This is a genomic window from Achromobacter sp. MFA1 R4, assembly GCF_900156745.1.
GTDB lineage: Bacteria > Pseudomonadota > Gammaproteobacteria > Burkholderiales > Burkholderiaceae_B > Achromobacter.
Genome location: NZ_LT707065.1, coordinates 4,832,147 through 4,849,560, shown reverse-complemented (window position 1 = coordinate 4,849,560; position 17,414 = coordinate 4,832,147). Strand labels below are relative to the sequence as shown.

At 68.8% G+C, this 17,414-nt stretch carries 16 protein-coding genes; 8 read left to right on the top strand and 8 right to left on the bottom strand.

Annotated features, from left to right (window positions below; translation table 11 throughout):
* The first annotated feature begins 1 nt into the window (after window position 1).
* Window positions 2-985: a tripartite tricarboxylate transporter substrate binding protein gene (locus BXA00_RS22230; protein WP_076520564.1), complete on the top strand. Its 984-nt coding sequence runs from the start codon at window positions 2-4 to the stop codon at window positions 983-985.
* 158 nt (window positions 986-1,143) lie between these two features.
* Window positions 1,144-1,830, top strand: coding sequence for a GntR family transcriptional regulator (locus BXA00_RS22225; RefSeq protein WP_076520563.1), 687 nt, complete (start codon window positions 1,144-1,146; stop codon window positions 1,828-1,830).
* A gap of 20 nt (window positions 1,831-1,850) precedes the next feature.
* Here BXA00_RS22225 and BXA00_RS22220 read toward each other — a convergent pair whose 3' ends face one another.
* Complete coding sequence (locus tag BXA00_RS22220; protein WP_076520562.1) at window positions 1,851-2,723, bottom strand: LysR family transcriptional regulator; 873 nt, start codon at window positions 2,721-2,723, stop codon at window positions 1,851-1,853.
* Window positions 2,724-2,872: 149 nt separating this feature from the next.
* On the opposite strand from BXA00_RS22220, the gene BXA00_RS22215 reads away from it, so the two are divergent.
* The gene (locus BXA00_RS22215; protein ID WP_076520561.1) at window positions 2,873-4,399 is read left to right on the top strand and encodes an MFS transporter; all 1,527 of its coding nucleotides are present in this window, start codon (window positions 2,873-2,875) and stop codon (window positions 4,397-4,399) included.
* 4 nt (window positions 4,400-4,403) lie between these two features.
* Here BXA00_RS22215 and BXA00_RS22210 read toward each other — a convergent pair whose 3' ends face one another.
* A complete protein-coding gene (locus tag BXA00_RS22210) occupies window positions 4,404-5,687 on the bottom strand; it encodes a cystathionine gamma-synthase family protein (RefSeq protein ID WP_076520560.1) in 1,284 nt (427 codons plus the stop codon).
* 291 nt (window positions 5,688-5,978) lie between these two features.
* On the opposite strand from BXA00_RS22210, the gene BXA00_RS22205 reads away from it, so the two are divergent.
* The 5 genes from BXA00_RS22205 (at window position 5,979) to BXA00_RS22185 (ending at window position 10,406) form a co-directional block, all read left to right on the top strand.
* Window positions 5,979-6,854, top strand: a complete 876-nt coding sequence (locus BXA00_RS22205; protein ID WP_076520559.1) for a DUF1932 domain-containing protein — start codon at window positions 5,979-5,981, stop codon at window positions 6,852-6,854.
* Between the two features lie 112 nt (window positions 6,855-6,966).
* The gene (locus BXA00_RS22200) at window positions 6,967-7,932 is read left to right on the top strand and encodes a tripartite tricarboxylate transporter substrate binding protein (RefSeq protein ID WP_076520558.1); all 966 of its coding nucleotides are present in this window, start codon (window positions 6,967-6,969) and stop codon (window positions 7,930-7,932) included.
* 35 nt (window positions 7,933-7,967) lie between these two features.
* Complete coding sequence (locus tag BXA00_RS22195) at window positions 7,968-8,639, top strand: RraA family protein (RefSeq protein WP_076520557.1); 672 nt, start codon at window positions 7,968-7,970, stop codon at window positions 8,637-8,639.
* Between the two features lie 2 nt (window positions 8,640-8,641).
* On the top strand, window positions 8,642-9,694 hold the full coding sequence (locus BXA00_RS22190; protein ID WP_076520556.1) for a hydroxyacid dehydrogenase: 1,053 nt from the start codon (window positions 8,642-8,644) through the stop codon (window positions 9,692-9,694).
* Window positions 9,695-9,755: 61 nt separating this feature from the next.
* On the top strand, window positions 9,756-10,406 hold the full coding sequence (locus BXA00_RS22185) for a GntR family transcriptional regulator (RefSeq protein ID WP_076520555.1): 651 nt from the start codon (window positions 9,756-9,758) through the stop codon (window positions 10,404-10,406).
* A gap of 55 nt (window positions 10,407-10,461) precedes the next feature.
* Here BXA00_RS22185 and BXA00_RS22180 read toward each other — a convergent pair whose 3' ends face one another.
* From BXA00_RS22180 to BXA00_RS22155, 6 genes are read right to left on the bottom strand one after another with little or no spacing between them, the layout of a single operon-like run.
* Window positions 10,462-11,475 (bottom strand): diguanylate cyclase, encoded by a 1,014-nt coding sequence (locus tag BXA00_RS22180; RefSeq protein WP_076520554.1) that lies wholly within the window; start codon window positions 11,473-11,475, stop codon window positions 10,462-10,464.
* Window positions 11,476-11,509: 34 nt separating this feature from the next.
* On the bottom strand, window positions 11,510-12,520 hold the full coding sequence (locus BXA00_RS22175; protein ID WP_076520553.1) for a chemotaxis response regulator protein-glutamate methylesterase: 1,011 nt from the start codon (window positions 12,518-12,520) through the stop codon (window positions 11,510-11,512).
* Window positions 12,517-14,937, bottom strand: a complete 2,421-nt coding sequence (locus tag BXA00_RS22170; protein ID WP_076520552.1) for a hybrid sensor histidine kinase/response regulator — start codon at window positions 14,935-14,937, stop codon at window positions 12,517-12,519. Before BXA00_RS22170 ends, BXA00_RS22175 begins: the two co-directional genes overlap by 4 nt.
* Window positions 14,934-15,584 (bottom strand): chemotaxis protein CheW, encoded by a 651-nt coding sequence (locus tag BXA00_RS22165; RefSeq protein WP_076520551.1) that lies wholly within the window; start codon window positions 15,582-15,584, stop codon window positions 14,934-14,936. The genes BXA00_RS22170 and BXA00_RS22165 overlap by 4 nt, the downstream gene beginning before the upstream one ends.
* 4 nt (window positions 15,585-15,588) lie before the next feature.
* A complete protein-coding gene (locus BXA00_RS22160; RefSeq protein ID WP_083714309.1) occupies window positions 15,589-16,872 on the bottom strand; it encodes a protein-glutamate O-methyltransferase CheR in 1,284 nt (427 codons plus the stop codon).
* Window positions 16,869-17,408, bottom strand: a complete 540-nt coding sequence (locus BXA00_RS22155) for a chemotaxis protein CheW (protein WP_076520550.1) — start codon at window positions 17,406-17,408, stop codon at window positions 16,869-16,871. Before BXA00_RS22155 ends, BXA00_RS22160 begins: the two co-directional genes overlap by 4 nt.
* Window positions 17,409-17,414 lie beyond the last annotated feature (6 nt).

Below are 17,414 nucleotides of genomic sequence, written 5' to 3'. Positions count from 1 at the left end.
CATGCCCCAACTGCCCCTGCGACGCGCCTGCCTCGCCGCCCTGACGCTCACCCTGGCAAGCGCCGCCTTGCCATTTTCCGCCAGCGCCCAGACCGACTTTCCCACCAAGCCCATCACCCTGATCGTGCCTTTCCCGGCCGGCGGCTCCACCGACCGCCACCTGCGGATCGTCGCGCAGGACGCCTCCAAGTACCTGGGCCAGCCAGTCATCGTGGAGAACCGCCCGGGCGCCGGCGGCACGCTGGGCACGGCCACCATGGCCAAGACGGCCAAGCCGGACGGCTACACGATCGCCCTGTACACGCTGGCGATGCTGCGCATGCCCTACATGCAGAAAAGCAGCTGGGATCCCATCAACGACTTCACCTTCATCGTGGGCCTGTCCGGCTACACCTTCGGCTTTACCGTGCGCTCGGACTCGCCGTTCAAGACCTTCAACGAATACATCGAGGCGGCGCGCAAGTCGCCTGGCCGGATCGACTACGGCTCCACCGGCATCGGCTCGTCGCCGCACCTGATCATGGAAGAAATCGCCATCAACGCGAACGTCAAGCTCAACCACGTGCCCTTCAAGGGCAACGCCGACATGCAGCAGGCCCTGCTGGGCGGCCACGTCATGGCGCAGAGCGACGCCACCGGCTGGGACCAGTTCGTGGATTCGGGCAAGATGCGCCTTTTGGTCACCTTCGGCGACAAACGCACCACCCGCTGGCCCGACGTGCCCACCGCGCAGGAGCTGGGCTACAAGGTCGTGTCCACCTCGCCCTACGGCCTGGCCGGTCCGAAGGGCATGGACCCGGCGGTGGTGAAGATCCTGCATGACGCCTTCAAGAAGGCGCTCTTCGACCAGGCCAGCATGGACGTCATGAAGCAGCTCAACCAGTCGCCCGCCTACCGCAGCAGCGAGGAGTACAAGGCGTGGGCGCAGGCCACCTACGTCAAGGAAAAGGACCTGATCGAACATCTGGGCCTGATGGCGAAGTAGTCCGCCGCGGGCACCCGGGGCGGCGACCCGGGGCGCGGGCCCGGCACGGGCGGGGCGCGGACAGATTTTGTATGCAAAAAATGTCTGCCGCCCCGCCCGGCTTTTGTTAGACTGGCTGCCCGATGGTTTCTCCCACCCGGCAGCCCCTGCCGCGCCCCATGATCCAGGAAGTCCAGCCCGACCCCAGCGCCGACGACATCGCCAAGGAAGTGGCCGCCGCCATCGTCGCGCACAAGCTCCCGCCCGGCACCCGGCTGCGCGAAGAGGCCCTGGCCCGGGTCTACAAGGTCAGTCGCACCAAGATCCGCGCCGCGCTCCTGATGCTGTCCAAGGACAAGCTGATCAACATCATCCCGGACAAGGGCGCGTTCGTCAGCAAACCCGATGCCAACGAGGCCCGCGAGGTCTACGCCGTGCGCCGCATCCTGGAAGCCGCGCTGGCCCGGGAATTCGTCGCGCGCGCCCAGGACGCCGACTACCGCCGCATCGACGCCCACCTTGCCGAGGAACGCCGCGCCGTCGAAAGCGGCGACGTGCAGGCGCGCAACCACCTGCTCAGCCATTTCCACATCCTGCTGGCCGAAGCCGTCGGCAATTCGGTGCTGACCGGCATGCTGCGCGAACTGTCCGCGCGCAGCGCCGTCATCACCGTGCTGTTCCAGAGCTCGCACGACGCCAGTTGCTCCTCGCGCGAGCACCACGCCTTCATCGAAGCGGCCCGCGCAGGCGACGTCGAACGCGCCTGCGCCCTGATGGACGAACACCTGGAACACGTGCTGGCCGCGCTGGACTTTGCCGGCGACCGGCAGCCGGGCAGCGACCTGGTGGCTGCGCTGTTGAGCTGACGCCTGGCGGCGTCGCCCGTCTACCCCGCCCGCAGCAACTGCTCCATGCGCTGCTGCAGCCACAGCTCCGTTTCACCCGGCTCCGCGCCCTGCAGCCACAGCGTGCGCACGGACAGCATCGGCAACGCCAGTTCCGCGCAGGGCACCGGGGTCAGCGTGGTGCGAAAGCTTTCGTATTCCGCGATGTTCAGAGGCAGGATCGCAAAGCCCAGGCCGTCGGCCACCATCCCCGCGATGCTGTAGAAGCTGTCGGTGCGCCACAACGTCGGGCTCAGCACCATGTCCTCGACGCCTTCCATCTGCATCACAAGCTGGCGGTGCCGCGCCAGGTCCTTGCGCGACACGGTCGGCAAGGCCGCCAGCGGGTGGTCCGACGCCACGAAAATGCCCTGCGCCACGGTGCCCAGGTACCGGTGCGCGAAGTCGCTGCCCGGATCGCCCCGGTCGAAATGGAACGCGATGCTCGCCCGGCCCTGCCGAACGTAGTCGGCCACCTCGGTCGCGGTGCCGTTCAACTGCGTCAGCTCCAGCGCCGGAAACCGCTCCGCCAATTCCACCACCAGCGCGCCCAGCACGAGATACGGCAGGGCCTCATCCAGCGCAATGGACAGCCGCGCCTCTTGCCCGCCCGCAAACGACAGCGCGCGTTGGGCAAGGCCGCCGGCCTGCCGCAGCAGCTCCCTCGCTTCCAGCAGCATCACTTCACCGGCCGGGGTCAGCACCGCATTGCGCCGGGACCGGTCGAACAGCGCCACGCCCAGATCCGCCTCCAGCAATCCCACTGACGTGCTGACCGCCGACTGCGCGCGGCCGATGCGCCGGCCCGCCGCCGAAAACGAGCCCGCCTCTGCCGCCGCCACGAATTGCCGTAATTGATCCAGGGTCCATTGCATGGTCCGCTCCGGTTGATTCCTTTTTACGCATCTATTTTATAGATGGAATCCAACTTCTAATTGAAATTATCCAGATGGATAATGCGCGCCCAGGGACCGGTGCGCGCCGGGCGCGCGCGCAAATCCCTGCTTTATGAAGGAGTAGAACCATGCAGCGGACTTCCCACGCTGTCGCCGCGTCCGCCCCCGGCCGCTGGCTGGTGCTGGCCATCGTGTCCAGCGCCTTGCTGCTGATCGTCGTCGACATGACGGTCCTGTACACCGCCCTGCCGCGGCTCACGCACGAACTGGGCGTCACCGCGTCGGCCAAGCTCTGGATCGTGAACGTCTACGCGCTGGTCGTATCCGGCCTGTTGCTGGGCATGGGCACGCTGGGCGACCGGCTGGGCCACAAGCGCCTGTTCATGCTGGGGCTGGCCGTGTTTGGCGCAGCCTCGCTGGCCGCCGCCTATTCGCCGGGCGCCGCCGTCCTGATCGCGGCGCGCGCGCTGCTGGGCGTGGGCGCGGCAATGATGATGCCCGCCACCCTGTCCATCCTGCGCCTGGCCTTCGCCGACGAGCGCGAGCGCGCCGTCGCCATCGGCGTCTGGGCCTCGGTCGCCTCGGGCGGTGCGGCGCTGGGGCCCGTGGTGGGCGGCCTTCTGCTGGAGCATTTCTGGTGGGGCTCGGTATTTCTCATCAACGTGCCCATCGTGCTGCTGGCGCTGCCGCTGGCGTGGCGCTGCATCCCGGCCAGCGTGCCCGACGCCTCGCGGCCCTGGGATCTGACCGGTTCGCTGCAGGTGATGGCGGGCATGGTCCTGTGCGCCTTCGCGCTCAAGGAACTGGGCCGGGCGTCGCCGTCCTGGCTGCATGCCGCGCTGGCCTGCGCGGCGGGCGCGGCGATCCTGACCGTCTTCGTGCGCCGCCAGCGGCGCCGGCCCCACCCGCTGATCGACTTCGCCATCTTCCGCAACGCCTCGTTCAGCTCGGCCGTGGCCGCGGCGCTCTTCGCCGCGGCCGCGCTGCTGGGGATGGAACTGGTGTTCAGCCAGCGGCTGCAACTGGTGCTGGGCATGTCGCCGATCCAGTCCGCGCTCTTCATCCTGCCGCTGCCGCTGGCCGCCTTCGTGGCCGGGCCGCTGGCCGGACTGCTGCTGGGGCGCGTGGGCAGCCGGCGCATGCTGTTCCTGGCGCTGCTGGTGTCGGGCGTGGGCATGGGCGGCTACCTGATGACCTACGACGCCGCGGTCGTGCCGCAGATGATCAGCCTGTGCGTGCTGGGCCTGGGCATCGGCGCCACCATGACGGCCGCGTCCAGCACCATCATGCAGAGCGCCACGCCCGAGCGCGCCGGCATGGCCGCATCGATCGAAGAGGTGTCCTACGAACTGGGCGGCGCGCTCGGCGTGACCCTGATGGGCTCGATCCTGTCGGGCGTCTACGCGCAGACGCTGTCCGTGCCAGCCGGGGTTGCCGAGGCGGCCGCCGCAAGCGCCGCGCGCGACAGCCTGGACGAAGCGCTCGTCATCGCCGCCGGCCTGCCCACGGAGCTTGCGGCCACCCTGACGGCGCTGGCCCGCGGCGCCTTTGAGACCGGCTACGCGGCGGTCATCGCCACCGCCACGCTGATGCTGCTGGCCACCGCCGCCTTCGTGTTGCTGAATCGCGCCCGGCGCACGGGGCAACCGGGCTGACGGTTCAACAGCTGCGAAACGCGTGATCCAGGTCCGCGATCAGGTCTTCCTCGTGCTCCAGGCCGATGGACACCCGGATCAGGCCTTCGGACACGCCCGCCGCGTCGCGCTCGGCGGCGGGCACGCCGGAATGCGTGGTCGACGCCGGGTGGCAAATCAGCGTCTCGGTGCCGCCCAGGCTGACCGCCGAGCGGAACAGATGCAGGGCGTTGATGAAGCGGAACGCGCGCTCGCGGCCGCCCTCCAGCACGAAAGCAAAGGTTGAGCCGGGGCCGGTGCACTGGCGCTTGTACACCTCTTGGTAGGCGCGGTCGGCGATCAGTTCCGGGTGAAATATCTGCACCTTCTCGTGCGGATTGCCCGCCAGCCACTGCGTGACCTTGGTGGCCGTGCGCGCGGCCTGCTTCATGCGCAGCACCACCGTCTCCATCGACCGCGTGATCATCCAGCAGGAATGCGGATCCAGTTGCGATCCGAACGCGCTGCGGATCGCGCGCACCTTCTTGATCAGCTCCTTGCTGCCTGTGACGGCCCCTGCCACCAGATCGCTGTGGCCGCCCACGTACTTCGTCAGCGAATACACCGACAGGTCCACCCCGTGCTCGGCCGGCTTCTGGAAGATCGGCCCGAGCAGTGTGTTGTCGCACACTGAAATCGGACGGTAGCCGTGGCGCGTCTCGAACGCGTCCAGCTCATTCTTCATGGCCTCAAAGTCGAACAGCGCATTCGTCGGGTTGGCGGGCGTCTCCACGTAGAACAGCTTTACCGGCCCCTTGGCCGCCGCCTGTTCCAGCACCACGCGCATGCTGCTGGGCGACAGCCCATTGGCCACCGGATGGGAACCAATGCCCCATTCGGGAAAGACCTTGCCGATCAGGGTCTCGGTCCCGCCGTACAGCGGCACGGACTGCACCAGTTGATCGCCCGGCCGCAAAAACGCCATCAGCACCGCGCTGATCGCGGACATGCCGCTGGACGTTACCGCCGCGTCCTGCGAGCCATCCAGCAGCGACAGCCGGTCTTCGACGATCTCCAGGTTCGGATGATTGAAGCGGCTGTACACCAGCCCCGCCGACTCGCCCTGCGGCAAGGGCTTGCGCCCCGACACCAGATCAAAGAACGCGGCGCCATCCTCCGCCGTGCGAAAGGCAAACGTGGACGTGAGGAACACCGGCGGCTTGACGGCGCCTTCCGACAGGAAGGGATCGTAGCCGTAGGACATCATCTGCGTTTCGGCATGCAGCGGGCGGCCGAAGATGTCCTTCTTGTGGTAGCTCGAGTAAGTCATGGAGTGCCTCCTGGGATGGTGGTCCAGACCGCCGGGCGCAAGCGGCAGCCCTTCGTCAGACGATACCCCCGAGCCGGGCGCGATGCATCGCGGGATGTGACCGGGAGACGATTGCCATCGCCGATTGAACGGGGGACTGATAGTCCCGTTTGACCCCTGTTTTGTTTTTTTTATGTACTTCATGGAGCATCAAACCGATATATAAACGGAAAAACACCGGGTAAACACCGACTATCCGCCGGCTTTCATCCGATCTATAAACGCACATTGTTTTTTTATTGTGTTTTCAACATGAAAATTGCATTGATCGGATGCGGCGAGGTGGGACACTGCTATGCGCGTGCCTGGACCGCCGCCGGACACACTCTCGTCGGCATCTGCGAGCTGCGCGCGGACGACGAAATGGTCCGCCGCGCCCAGGCCGCGGGCGCGCCCCTGCACACTGCGCCGGGCCCCTGGTTGGCGGCGGCGGACGCCGTCGTCTCCGCCGTCTATGGCTACAACGCGGCCGAGGTAGCGCAAGAGGCACTCCCGCACCTGCGCGCAGGCGCCGTCTACGCGGACTTCACCACCGCCAGCGCCGGCGACATGCAGGCGGCGGCCCGGGCTGCCGCCCGCTTTCCCATCGAATTCACCGACGTGGCCATCATGGGCGCCATCGCCCTGCTGGCGGAAAAAACGCCCCTGCTTTGCGCGGGCGGCGGATCCCAGGTGGTCACCGCGCTGGGCGAAAGCGCGGGCGCCCCGGTGCGCTTCATCGATGGCCAGCCCGGCGACGCCGTGCGCCTGAAGCTCCTGCGCAGCGTGATGACCAAGGGCATGGAAAGCCTGGCCGTCGAATGCATGGTCGCGGCCGAGCGCATGGGCCTGCGCGAATCGCTGTACGAAGTGCTGGCCGACATCGACCGCACGCCGCTCACCGCGTTCATGGACTCGTTCGTGCGTTCGCATGTGCTGCATGCGCCGCGCCGGCTGGCAGAGGTGCGCGAAGCCCGCGACCAGCTGCACGAGGCGGGCCTGGAGCCCTTGGTGCTCAATGGCGTCGAACAACTCTTTGACCGGACGACCCGCGGCATCGAGGCCGCGCGCGCCAAGGGCGACGCCCCGGCGCCCGACACGGTCGAAGCCCGGCTTGCCTGGCTGACCACGCTGGCCCGCCAGCCCTGATTTCCAACCCTGAATTTCAACCCTGAATTTCAACCCTGATTGGCGCCCCTGACTACCGACCCCGCCGCAGAGCGCGGGCCCGATCCCAAATAAACCCCCTGTGAGGAAGACAATGAAACTGTTCAAGAAACTGCTGGCCGCCACGCTCGTGCTGGGCTGCGCCGCCACCCAGGCCGCCGATCTGGGCAGCGCCCCCATCACCCTGATCTCCCCCTTCCCGCCCGGCGGCGGCACCGACACGCTGACCCGCATGATCGGCACCGCGATGAGCCAGGACGCCGGCTGGAACATCGTCGTCGAGAACAAGCCCGGCGCGGGCGGCAACCTGGCGCTGGATGCGACCGCGCGCGCCCGGCCGGACGGTCACACGCTGGTCATGGCGCAGACCGACAACATCGTGCTGAACCCCTGGCTCTACAGCAAGCTCAGCTACGACACCTTCAAGGACTTCAAGCCGGTGGGCCCGGTGGCCTCGTCGCCCAGCGTCTTCGTCGTGCTGCCCGATTCCCCGTTCAAGTCCATCGCCGACGTCGTGAAGGCCGCAAAGGCCAAGCCCAACCTGGTTTCGCTGGGAATCCCGGGCATCGGCGGCACGGGCGACCTGACCGGCTATCTGTGGCGCAAGGCCGCGAACATGGAACTCATGCATGTGCCGTACCGCGGCTGGAGCCAGGCGTTCCCCGACCTGGCCAGCGGCCGGATCGACATGTATGTCGGCTCGGTCGCGTCGCTGCTGCCGCAGATCCGCGGCGGCAAGGTGCGCGCGCTGGGCGTCGTCGCCAATGAGCGTTCGCCCGCGCTGCCCGACGTGCCCACGTTCGTGGAGAGCGGCTTCAAGACCATTAACCAGTCGATCTGGTGGGGCCTGATGGCGCCGGGCAAGACGCCCGATGACGTGATCGCGGCGCTGAACCAGGAGCTGCAGAAGGTGCAATCCAACCCCGAACTGATCAAGAAACTGGAAGACGCCGGCTACACCGTCATGAAGGGCTCGCCCGAGGATCTGGCGCGCCGGCATCGCGCGGACCACGACGCCTTCGGCAAGGTCGTGCAGGAAGCCGGCATTCCCAAACAATAGTCCCCCACGGCATACATCCCCCATCAGGAGCAGTGATGACAGGCTTTGAAATCCATGCCCGCCAGCGCGCGGTCAGCCAGGAACTCGTCGAAAAATTCCGCCAGGTGCCGGTCGCCAACGTGAGCGACTGCATGTCGCGCATGACGGCCGGCGGCGCGCGCCTTCGCCCCATGCACGATGGCAGCCCGTTGGCCGGCCCCGCCCTGACCGTGCGCACGCGGCCCGGCGACAACCTGCTGGTGCACAAGGCCCTGAGCCTGGCGCAGCCGGGCGACGTGATCGTGGTGGACGCCGGCGGCGACCTGACCAACGCGATCATCGGCGAAATCATGACGACCTACGCCGAATCGCGCGGCATCGCGGGCATCATCATCAACGGCGCCATCCGCGACTGCGGCACGATCCGCCGCAGCGCCTTTCCGGTCTACGCGGCCGGCGTCACCCATCGCGGCCCCTACAAGGACGGCCCCGGCGAAATCAACGGCGTGATCGCACTCGACGGCATGACCATCGCCCCGGGCGACCTGATCCTCGGCGACGACGACGGGTTGCTCGCCGTCCCGTACGAGCAGGCAGAGGCCATCTACCAGGCGGCCGCCGCCAAGCACGACGTGGAAACCAAGATGCTGGCGGATATCGCCGCGGGCACCCTGGACACCTCCTGGATCGATGCCCGTCTGCGGGCCCTGGGCTGCTCGGGAGTCTGACCATGAGCGTTCCGGCAGTCGGCAGGCCCGCGTTGCGCGTCGCGCGCCTGGATCTCTGGATCGATCCGGCATTCGACGCGGCGATCGCGCGCGACGACACCCTGGACCTGCGCGTGCTGCCGGTCAACGGCGATGCCGTGACGGCCGCCGGCCTGGCCTGCGCCCACGCCTACCACGTCAGCGCGGCCAAGGATGAGGTGCCTGCCCGCTGGCAGGTCTCAGCCGACCTGCTGGCGCACTGCCCCCAATTGCTGTGCGTGTCTTCCGGCGGCGCCGGGTACGACACGGTCGACGTCGCGGCCTGCACCCGGGCGGGCGTGGCCGTGGTGAACCAGGCCGGGGCCAACGCCGCCTCGGTCGCGGAAATGACCTTCGCCCTGCTCCTGTCCCTGGTCAAGCGGCTGGGCGAGTCCGAGGCCGCGCTGCGGGCCGGCACGGCCGTCAGCCGCGAAGCCCTGATGGGCCACGAAATCGAAGGCCGCGTGCTGGGCATCGTCGGCATCGGTGAAATCGGCCGGCGAGTGGCGGCAATCGCGGCGGGCTTCGGGCTGCGCGTCCTCGCCTACGACCCGCTGGTCGCGCCGGACGAGATCCGCGCGCGCGGCGCCCAGCCCGTCACCTTCGACGCGCTGCTCGAACAGGCCGACATCGTCAGCCTGCATTGCCCGCTCGATGGCGTCACCCGGAACCTGTTCGACGCCAGCGCCTTCCTGCGCATGAAACGCGGCGCGCTGTTCATCTCCACCGCGCGCGGCGGCATCCACGACGAGGACGCCCTGCTCGCCGCGCTCGATTCCCGCCACCTGGCCGGCGCCGGACTGGATGTATGGAAGGTGGAGCCGCCGCCGCCAGGCAGCGCCCTGCTGCAGCGTTCCAACGTGGTCGCCGCCTTCCACACGGGCGGCGTCACCCACGAAGGCCGCCGCAAAGTGGCGCAAGGTTCGGCGACGCAGATCATGGACATGCTCGCCGGCCGCAAGCCCGCCCGCCTGCTCAACCCCGAGGTCTGGCCGCGCTTTCTGGCGCGCCTGGCCGAGTGCGGCGTGAAGGCGTAGCGTCGCGGCGCGCGCCGTTGGTATAGTCCACTGTTTCACATCCGCAAGGGCAAGCCCTCTCATGTCGAGCGCCAGTGATTACGTATACGGGGAATTGCGCCGGCGCCTGATGGCCGGATCGTTCCTGCCCGGCGAACCGCTGCGCGAAGAACACATCGCGACCCAGCTCTCCGTCAGCCGCACCCCCGTGCGCAACGCCATCGAACGCCTGATCGCGGACGGCCTGGTCACCCGCGAAGGCCGGCGCGGCGCCGTCGTGCTGGGCTGGCAGGACCGGGACATCGACGAAGCCTTCGAGCTGCGCATGCTGCTCGAGCCCTATTCCGCCAAGGCGGCCGCCCAGCGCGCAACGCCCGAACAGATCGACGAACTCGAGCGCATCAACCAGTGCATGCTGGACGCCATCAACGCCGGCGCACCCGACCACGTCGCCCAGGTCCAGCACTACAACAACCAGTTCCACCACGCCCTGCTCAATGCCGCGCAGTCGGCGCGGGTTCGATCCCTGGTGGAAAACCTGCTGGATATGCCGATCATCATCGGCTCCTTCTATTTCTACGGCCGCGACGACATGCTGCGCAGCGTGGAACACCACCGCCAGATCATCGCCGCGCTGCGCGCCCGCGACGCCGAATGCGCCGAGCTCGCCATGCGCTTTCATCTGGCCGCGACGCATTTGTTGTTCCGGACGCACCGGAAGGCGGGCGACTGACCGCGGCGGTTGGGCCAGCGCGGTGCGTGACGCCCAGGTCGTCGGGCATGCGTCGTCAGATCTGCCCCGGCACCACCCGGTTGCGCCCCTGCCGCTTCGCTTCATACAACCCCCGGTCCGCCGCCTGGATCAGCTCCGTGCAGGGCTGGCCATCCTGCGGCGTCGCGGTGGCCAGGCCCACGCTCACCGTGAGCCAGGGACCGGCGCCCGCGTCGCGTTGCGGGATCTGCATGGCTTCGACGGCGCGGCGCAGTTTCTCGGCGGCCAGGCGCGCGCTCCCGGCGGGCGTGCCGGGCAGCACCAGCGCGAACTCTTCGCCGCCGAAGCGCGCCGCCAGGTCGGTGGAGCGGTCGCAGCTTGCAAAGATGGTGTTGGCCACGCGCTTGAGGGCCTCGTCGCCCGCGATGTGGCCGTAGGTGTCGTTGTAGGACTTGAAGTGGTCCACATCGATCATGAGCATGCTGATCTCGCGCCGGTCGCGGCCCGCGCGCAGCCATTCGGCGTTGAGGTATTCGTCGAAATAGCGCCGGTTGCCCAGGCCGGTCAGGCCGTCCGAATTGGTGAGGCGGCGCAATTCCATGTTGCTTTCCAGCAATTGCTGCTGGCTCTGGCGCAGGGCCTGGTAGGCCTCGTCGCGCTGCACCAGCGCCATGTAGGAGCGCGAGTGGTAGCGGATGCGCGCGATCAGTTCGATGGAATCCGGCAGCTTCACGAGGTAGTCGTTGGCGCCCGCGGCAAACGCCGCGCTCTTGATCGCGGGGTCTTCCTTGGTGGACAGCACGATGATGGGGATGTCGCGCGTCACGGGGTGGCCACGGTACTCGCGCACGAGGCTCAGGCCGTCCACGCCGGGCAGCACCAGATCCTGCAGGATGACCGTGGGCCGCGTCTGGATCGCCACGCTCAGGGCCTTGTAGGGATCCGAGCAATAGTGGAAATCGATGTTGCCCTCGGGCACCAGCGCCCGCCGGATGGCTTCTCCCACCACGACCTGGTCGTCAACGAGCAACACCATCGCCCCATGCGAATTCAGATCCGCAGAGACCGCGCCGTCAGAGGAGGCAAGCATAGTAAGTCCTTGATTTCTGCACATATGCCGCGGCTCAGGCAAACGCCTGGATGACGCGGGAAGCAATTTGTTCGAGGGGCCTGATCTCGACCGCGGCCTGCATGGCCGCGGCCGCCTTGGGCATGCCATAGACGGCGCTGGTGGCCTGGTCTTGCGCGATGGTCAGGCAACCGCGCTCGCGCAGCGCCTTGAGTCCACGCGCGCCGTCCTGGCCCATGCCCGTCAGCAGGACGCCGACCGCCACGCCGCGCCAATGCTGCGCCACACTATGAAAAAACACGTCGATGGAAGGCCGGTACAGGCTTTCACGGGGGCAACTGGTGTATTCAAGGGTGCCATCCTCGCGCAGCGCAAGATGGTCATCCGTGCCCGCCAGCAGGATCTGTCCCGGTAGCGGCCGCTCGCCTTGGCGCGCCAGCCGGACTGGCAGCGGCACCTGGTCGTTGAGCCAGTCCGCCATGCCGGCGGCAAACAAGGCGTCCACATGCTGCACCAGCACGATGCCCGCCGGAAAATCCAGCGGCAGGTCGCGCAACAATTGGGCGAGCGTGGCCGGTCCGCCGGCCGACGCACCGATCGCCAGCAGCCGTCTTGCGCCCGCCGGCGGCGCGGGCCTGGGGACAGGGGTCAGTGCCGGGCGATTGCCGTAACGGCCGATCAGCCAGCCGATATTGCGGATCTTGCGCAGCAGCGGCGCCGCCGCGCTGCGCATGTCCGAGCCGCCGACGACCGGCGTGTCCACCGCGTCCAGCGCGCCGTGGCCCATGGCATCGAAGACGCGCGCGGTCTGGCGCTCGACGTCGGACGTCACCACGACGATGGCGCAAGGCGTTTGCGCCATGATGCGGCGCGTGGCCTCGACGCCGTCCATGACGGGCATGATGAGGTCCATCAGCACCACGTCGGGACGGTCGCGTTCGCACTGCTGGACCGCCTCCAGGCCGTCGGCCGCGGTCCAGGCAATCTCCAGGCCGGGCTCGAGCGCGATCGCGCGCCGCAGGGTCTCGACCGCGAGGGGCATGTCATTGACGATCCCGATTCTCACGTCCGTGCCTTCCCGATGAGGTCTTCGACGGCATCGAGCAGCGCATCGTCGTGGAAGCTGCCCTTGGCAAGGTAATAGTCGGCGCCGGCATCCAGCCCGCGCCGCCTGTCCTCTTCCCGGTCCTTGTACGACACCACCATGACGGGCAGATTCTGCAGCTTGGGATCGGCCTTGATGCGCGACACAAGTTCAATGCCGTCCATCCGCGGCATGTCGACGTCGGTCACGATCAGGTCGAAATCCTCGCTGCGCAACATGTTCCAGCCATCCATGCCGTCCACGGCCACGGCCACATCGAAACCGCGGTTCAACAGCAGCTTGCGCTCAAGCTCGCGAACCGTCAACGAGTCATCGACGACCAGGACGCGCTTGCGACGCCGCGTCGCCGTCGCGCCGGCCCCGCTGTCGACGCGCGACAGCCGGCCGCCCTCGATCAGTTTCTGGACGGACACCAGCATGTCTTCCACGTCCAGGATCAGCAGCGGCGTGCCGTCGTCCATCAGCGAGCCCGCCATCACGTCCTGCACCTTGCCCAGCCGGGGGTCCAGCGGCTGCACGACCAGCGTGCGCTCGCCCACGTAGCGGTCCACGGCGATGCCGTAGAGCCGCTCGTGGTCCCCTACCACCACCACGGACAAGGTGTCGGCGGCCGGCGCCGGCTCGCCGGCGCGCAGGATCTGTCGCGCCGACACCAGCCCGATCTGGCGGTCCATGAAGCGGAAATGCTGCTGGCCTTCGAGCTGTTCGATGTCCTGGGCGTCCACCTGCAACGCATGGCTGACGTAGGCCAGCGGAAACGCGTAGATCTCGCCCTGCACTTCGACCAGCAGACTGCGCACCACCGACAGGGACAGCGGCATCTCCAGCACGAACCGCGTGCCCCGGCCCTGCTGCTGGTGGACGCGCACCGCGCCGCGCAGTTGCCGCACCATCGTCTGCACCACGTCCAGCCCCACGCCGCGCCCGGATATCTCCGTCACTTCGTCGCGGGTGCTGAAGCCCGACAGAAAAAGGAATTCCAGCAGCTCGGCCTCGGTCAACCGGGCCGCGGTCTCCGCGTTGGTGAGCTTGCGCTCGACGACCTCGCCGCGCAGATGGTCCAGCGAGATCCCGGAACCGTCGTCGGCCAGCTCGACCAGCAGCATGCCGGCCGAGTGGCGAGCGGACAGCGTAATCAGGCCCTCCGGCGGCTTGCCCGCCCGCTCGCGGGCCGCGGGCGATTCGATGCCGTGGTCCACGGCGTTGCGCAGCAGGTGGGTGAGCGGCGCATCCAGTTTTTCCAGGATGTCGCGGTCCACCTGCGTCTGCTCGCCTTCGATCTCCAGGCGCACCTGCTTGCCCAGTGAGCGGCCCAGGTCGCGCACCATGCGCGCCATGCCGCCCACGCCGTCGCCGAAGGGCCGCATGCGGCAGGCCAGCGCGGTGTCGTACAGGCGCCGCGTCAGATGGCTCATGCGCCAGCCGAAGTCGTCCACTTCGCTGGTGCGCTGCGTCAGTTCACGCTGGCACTGTTCCAGGATGCGCTGCGCATCGTCAAGCGCCGCCTGGCCGCGCGCATCGAGGTGCTGCTCGGCCAGCACGGCGCGCACGCCGTCCAGCGCACGCGCCGCCCCCGCCTGCAGGCGCCGCAGCCGCAGCATGGCGGCGCTGAAAGGGCCGACCCATTGCGACTCGACCAGTGTTTCGCTGGACAGCCCCAGCAGCTTGTTCAAGGTGTCGGCCGTGACGCGCAGCACGCGCTCGCCCTCGCCCGCCGCGCGGTCGGAACTGCGGCGCGACGGCGATGCGGCGGCATTCGACGCGCCAGGAGTGGACACGCCAGGAGTCGATGTACCGGGCGTTGATACCCCGGAGGCCGATGCGGCCGGGGTCGTTGTCGCCGGGGTCGATGCCGCGGTCCCCGACAAGGCGCCTGTCGGTCCGGGCGACGCCGCCGTGAAAGCCGGGCCCGCCGCGGCGGGCTCATCTTCGAGCCGCACGATAGGCGGCAGGAAGTCGGATGGCCGGGGCGCGCGCGGCGGCGGGGCCGGCGGCGCATTGGGCGCGTTGCTCAGCCGCGCCACCAGGTCGGTGATTTCCGTGTCCAGCTCCACGCCGGGCGTCGCGACGCGTTGCAGCAGGTCCGCGCCCAGCAGCAAGGCGTCGATGTCGGCGGCCTGCAGGCGCAGGCGACCTTCCTGCGCCGCCACGAGGCAGTCTTCCATCGCGTGCGCGATGCGCACGGCCGGATGCAGGTCCACGATGCGCGCCGCGCCTTTTAGCGAGTGGGCGGCGCGCATGCAGGCTTCGAGGTCCGGCGCGGACGTGGGGTTCTTTTCCAGGGCCAGCAGGCCATCGTTGAGCACCTGCACCTGCGTGCGGGTCTCGATCTGGAACAGTTCGAGGAGCGAGGCGTCGCGCATCTGATCGGGATTCACGCGAGACTCCGTTGCAATGCCTGCATCAGCAGGGTTTCATCCAGCACGCCGACGGCGCGGCCGCCGCAGCGGGCCATGCCGCGGGAATACTTCAGGCTTGCGCCCTGCACGGTCGACGGCAACGGATCGAGCGCCTGCAGGTCGACGTCGTGCATGCCCTCGACCTCGTCCACGGGCAATACCACCGCCCGGCCCGCGCCGCCGAATATCAGCATGCGCGCGGCGGCTGGGCGCTCGCGCGCATGCGGCGCCGCGCCGTCCAGCCCCAGCAGGCGCGCCCGCGACACGCATACCGTCAGCGTTCCGCGCACATTGGTGACGCCCAGCACCGCGGGATCGCGGCGGTGCGGCAGGCTGATGATGCCCCGCATGCCCGCCACCTCGTCCAGCGACCGCGTCGGCAACCCCAGCCATTCCCGTTGCAGGCGAAAGACCAGCAGCGACGACAGATTGGCGGCGTGCTGCGGCGGCGGCGCTTCATCCTCTGACGCCATGCCCGGCGGCAGGCGGTCAAGGATACGCTTGGCCGCCGAGGCGTACACCGGACAGTTGCGGCAATGCACGTGCGCGGCAAGCTGGCCGCAGCTTTTGTCGCCGCGTATGCCGATGCGGTTCCAGCAATCGTCCACGTCGGACAGCACCCCCATTGCATCAGCCACGGCGTGCCTCCTGGCGCGCCGCGCGCGCCTGCAGGCGGGTGGCGCCGTCATGGTCACCCTCCGCGGCCACCAGCGCGGCAAGGTGTAGCAAGGCTTCGCGGTGGTTCGGGTCCAGGTACAGCGCCTTGCGGTAGGCGGCCTGCGCCTGCCGCGCCTGGCCATCCGCGTCCAGCAGCAGGCCCTGCAGGTGCAGCGCGTCTGCGCTGGCGCCGTGGAGCTCGATGTGCGCATGGCATTGCGCCATGACATCGCGCACCCTGCCCTGGTCAGCCAGCGCGGCGATATGGCGCAGCGAGGCCTGGGCGGCCGGCTCCGGCGGCGCGGCGGGCGTGTCGGCGATGGCGGCGTGCGGCACGGGCAGCCTCGGCGCGGGCGTCTGCGCGACCGGACGCCGCGGAGGCGCCCAGGCATGCACGATGGGACGCGGGCCAGACTGCGGCGGGCGCGGTGGCGCGGGCGTGGCCGCGGGCGCCGGCGCGGCCTTTGCGCGGAACGCGAACGACCGGGCAAGCGCCACCGACGGCAGGCGCCGTCCCGTCAATAGGCTGGTCTCGGCCGGCCCCACGAAAATCACGCCGTCCTCGCGCGCGAATCTGCGCAGCACCTGCACCGCGCGCTCCTGCGTGGCCATGTCGAAATAGATGAGCAGATTGCGGCAGAACACGAAGTCATAGGGCGCGGCGCCCGCCCGCAGGTTCGGATCGAACAGATTGCCGGACTGGAACCGGACCTGGCCGCGCACGCGGGCGGCAAGTTGATGGCCCTCGGGCACTTCCGAGAAATACCGGTCGCGAAACGCCAGGTCGCCGCCGCGGAACGAATTGCGGCCATACACGGCGCGCTGCGCGAATTCCACCATGCGTACGCTGATATCCACGGCGTCCACGTGGAAGCGCTGCGGCGGCACGCCCGCGTCGAGCAGCGCCATGGCGATGGAATACGGCTCTTCACCGCTCGAACAAGGCACGCTCAGCACGCGCAGCACGCGGCCCTCACTGCCGGGCGCAAACAGCCGTTCGCGCGCGAGGGTCGCCATCGCGACCTGGGATTCCGGATACCGGAAAAACCAGGTCTCCGGCACGATCACGGCCTCGATGAGCTGCTGCATCTCGTCGGGCCAGGCCTGCACCCGCGTCAGGTAATCCTGTTCGTCGTCCACGCCGGCCGCGTGCATGCGATGCCGCACGGCCCGTTCCACGGCGGCCTGGCCGATGGAGCCGCTGTCCAGCCCCATCCGGCGCTTGAGCAGGCCGCTGAATTCCTCGAGCAGGCTCATGCCGCCACCTCGCCCGCCGCGCCATCGCCGGACGGAAAAAGAAGCGCCCGCACGGCGGCGGGCAAGAGGTCATCGACCTTGACGGCCTGGACCATGCCGCCCGCGTCGGCCAGCACGGGGCCCAGGTATCGGGCCTGCGTATTGTCCAGCGCATGCGGCTGGAACGCGGCGGGGTCATAGTGCACGGTCTCGGTGGCCTGTTCCAGGATCAGACCCAGCAGGCGCTCGGCGGCGCCCGCGCCGGACCGATAGCGCACCAGCGCCAGGCGCGTGCTGGTCACGGCGGCACAGGCGCCCGCGCCGGCCAGCGCGCTCATGTCGATGACGGGCACGGCCACGCCGCGGCGTTCGGTCATGCCAGCCACCCAATGCGGCGCACCCGGCACCTGTTTGAGCGCGCGCAGCCCGAGGACTTCGGCGACGTCCCCGGCGTCCAGCGCATAGCGGTCCGCGCCGATACGGAAAAGCAGATAAAGCCGGCGCCCGGGGCCGGCATGGCCCGCGGCGGTCCGTGCGCGGACGGCGGCAGATGTCATGGCAGC

What these genes read in the sequence shown, in the direction of transcription:
- BXA00_RS22230 (WP_076520564.1), top strand. Translation starts at nt 2, where the DNA reads ATGCCCCAACTGCCCCTGCGACGCGCCTGCCTCGCCGCCCTGACGCTC.
- BXA00_RS22225 (WP_076520563.1), top strand. Translation starts at nt 1,144, where the DNA reads ATGATCCAGGAAGTCCAGCCCGACCCCAGCGCCGACGACATCGCCAAG.
- BXA00_RS22220 (WP_076520562.1), bottom strand. Translation starts at nt 2,723, where the DNA reads ATGCAATGGACCCTGGATCAATTACGGCAATTCGTGGCGGCGGCAGAG.
- BXA00_RS22215 (WP_076520561.1), top strand. Translation starts at nt 2,873, where the DNA reads ATGCAGCGGACTTCCCACGCTGTCGCCGCGTCCGCCCCCGGCCGCTGG.
- BXA00_RS22210 (WP_076520560.1), bottom strand. Translation starts at nt 5,687, where the DNA reads ATGACTTACTCGAGCTACCACAAGAAGGACATCTTCGGCCGCCCGCTG.
- BXA00_RS22205 (WP_076520559.1), top strand. Translation starts at nt 5,979, where the DNA reads ATGAAAATTGCATTGATCGGATGCGGCGAGGTGGGACACTGCTATGCG.
- BXA00_RS22200 (WP_076520558.1), top strand. Translation starts at nt 6,967, where the DNA reads ATGAAACTGTTCAAGAAACTGCTGGCCGCCACGCTCGTGCTGGGCTGC.
- BXA00_RS22195 (WP_076520557.1), top strand. Translation starts at nt 7,968, where the DNA reads ATGACAGGCTTTGAAATCCATGCCCGCCAGCGCGCGGTCAGCCAGGAA.
- BXA00_RS22190 (WP_076520556.1), top strand. Translation starts at nt 8,642, where the DNA reads ATGAGCGTTCCGGCAGTCGGCAGGCCCGCGTTGCGCGTCGCGCGCCTG.
- BXA00_RS22185 (WP_076520555.1), top strand. Translation starts at nt 9,756, where the DNA reads ATGTCGAGCGCCAGTGATTACGTATACGGGGAATTGCGCCGGCGCCTG.
- BXA00_RS22180 (WP_076520554.1), bottom strand. Translation starts at nt 11,475, where the DNA reads ATGCTTGCCTCCTCTGACGGCGCGGTCTCTGCGGATCTGAATTCGCAT.
- BXA00_RS22165 (WP_076520551.1), bottom strand. Translation starts at nt 15,584, where the DNA reads ATGGGGGTGCTGTCCGACGTGGACGATTGCTGGAACCGCATCGGCATA.
- BXA00_RS22160 (WP_083714309.1), bottom strand. Translation starts at nt 16,872, where the DNA reads ATGAGCCTGCTCGAGGAATTCAGCGGCCTGCTCAAGCGCCGGATGGGG.
- BXA00_RS22155 (WP_076520550.1), bottom strand. Translation starts at nt 17,408, where the DNA reads ATGACATCTGCCGCCGTCCGCGCACGGACCGCCGCGGGCCATGCCGGC.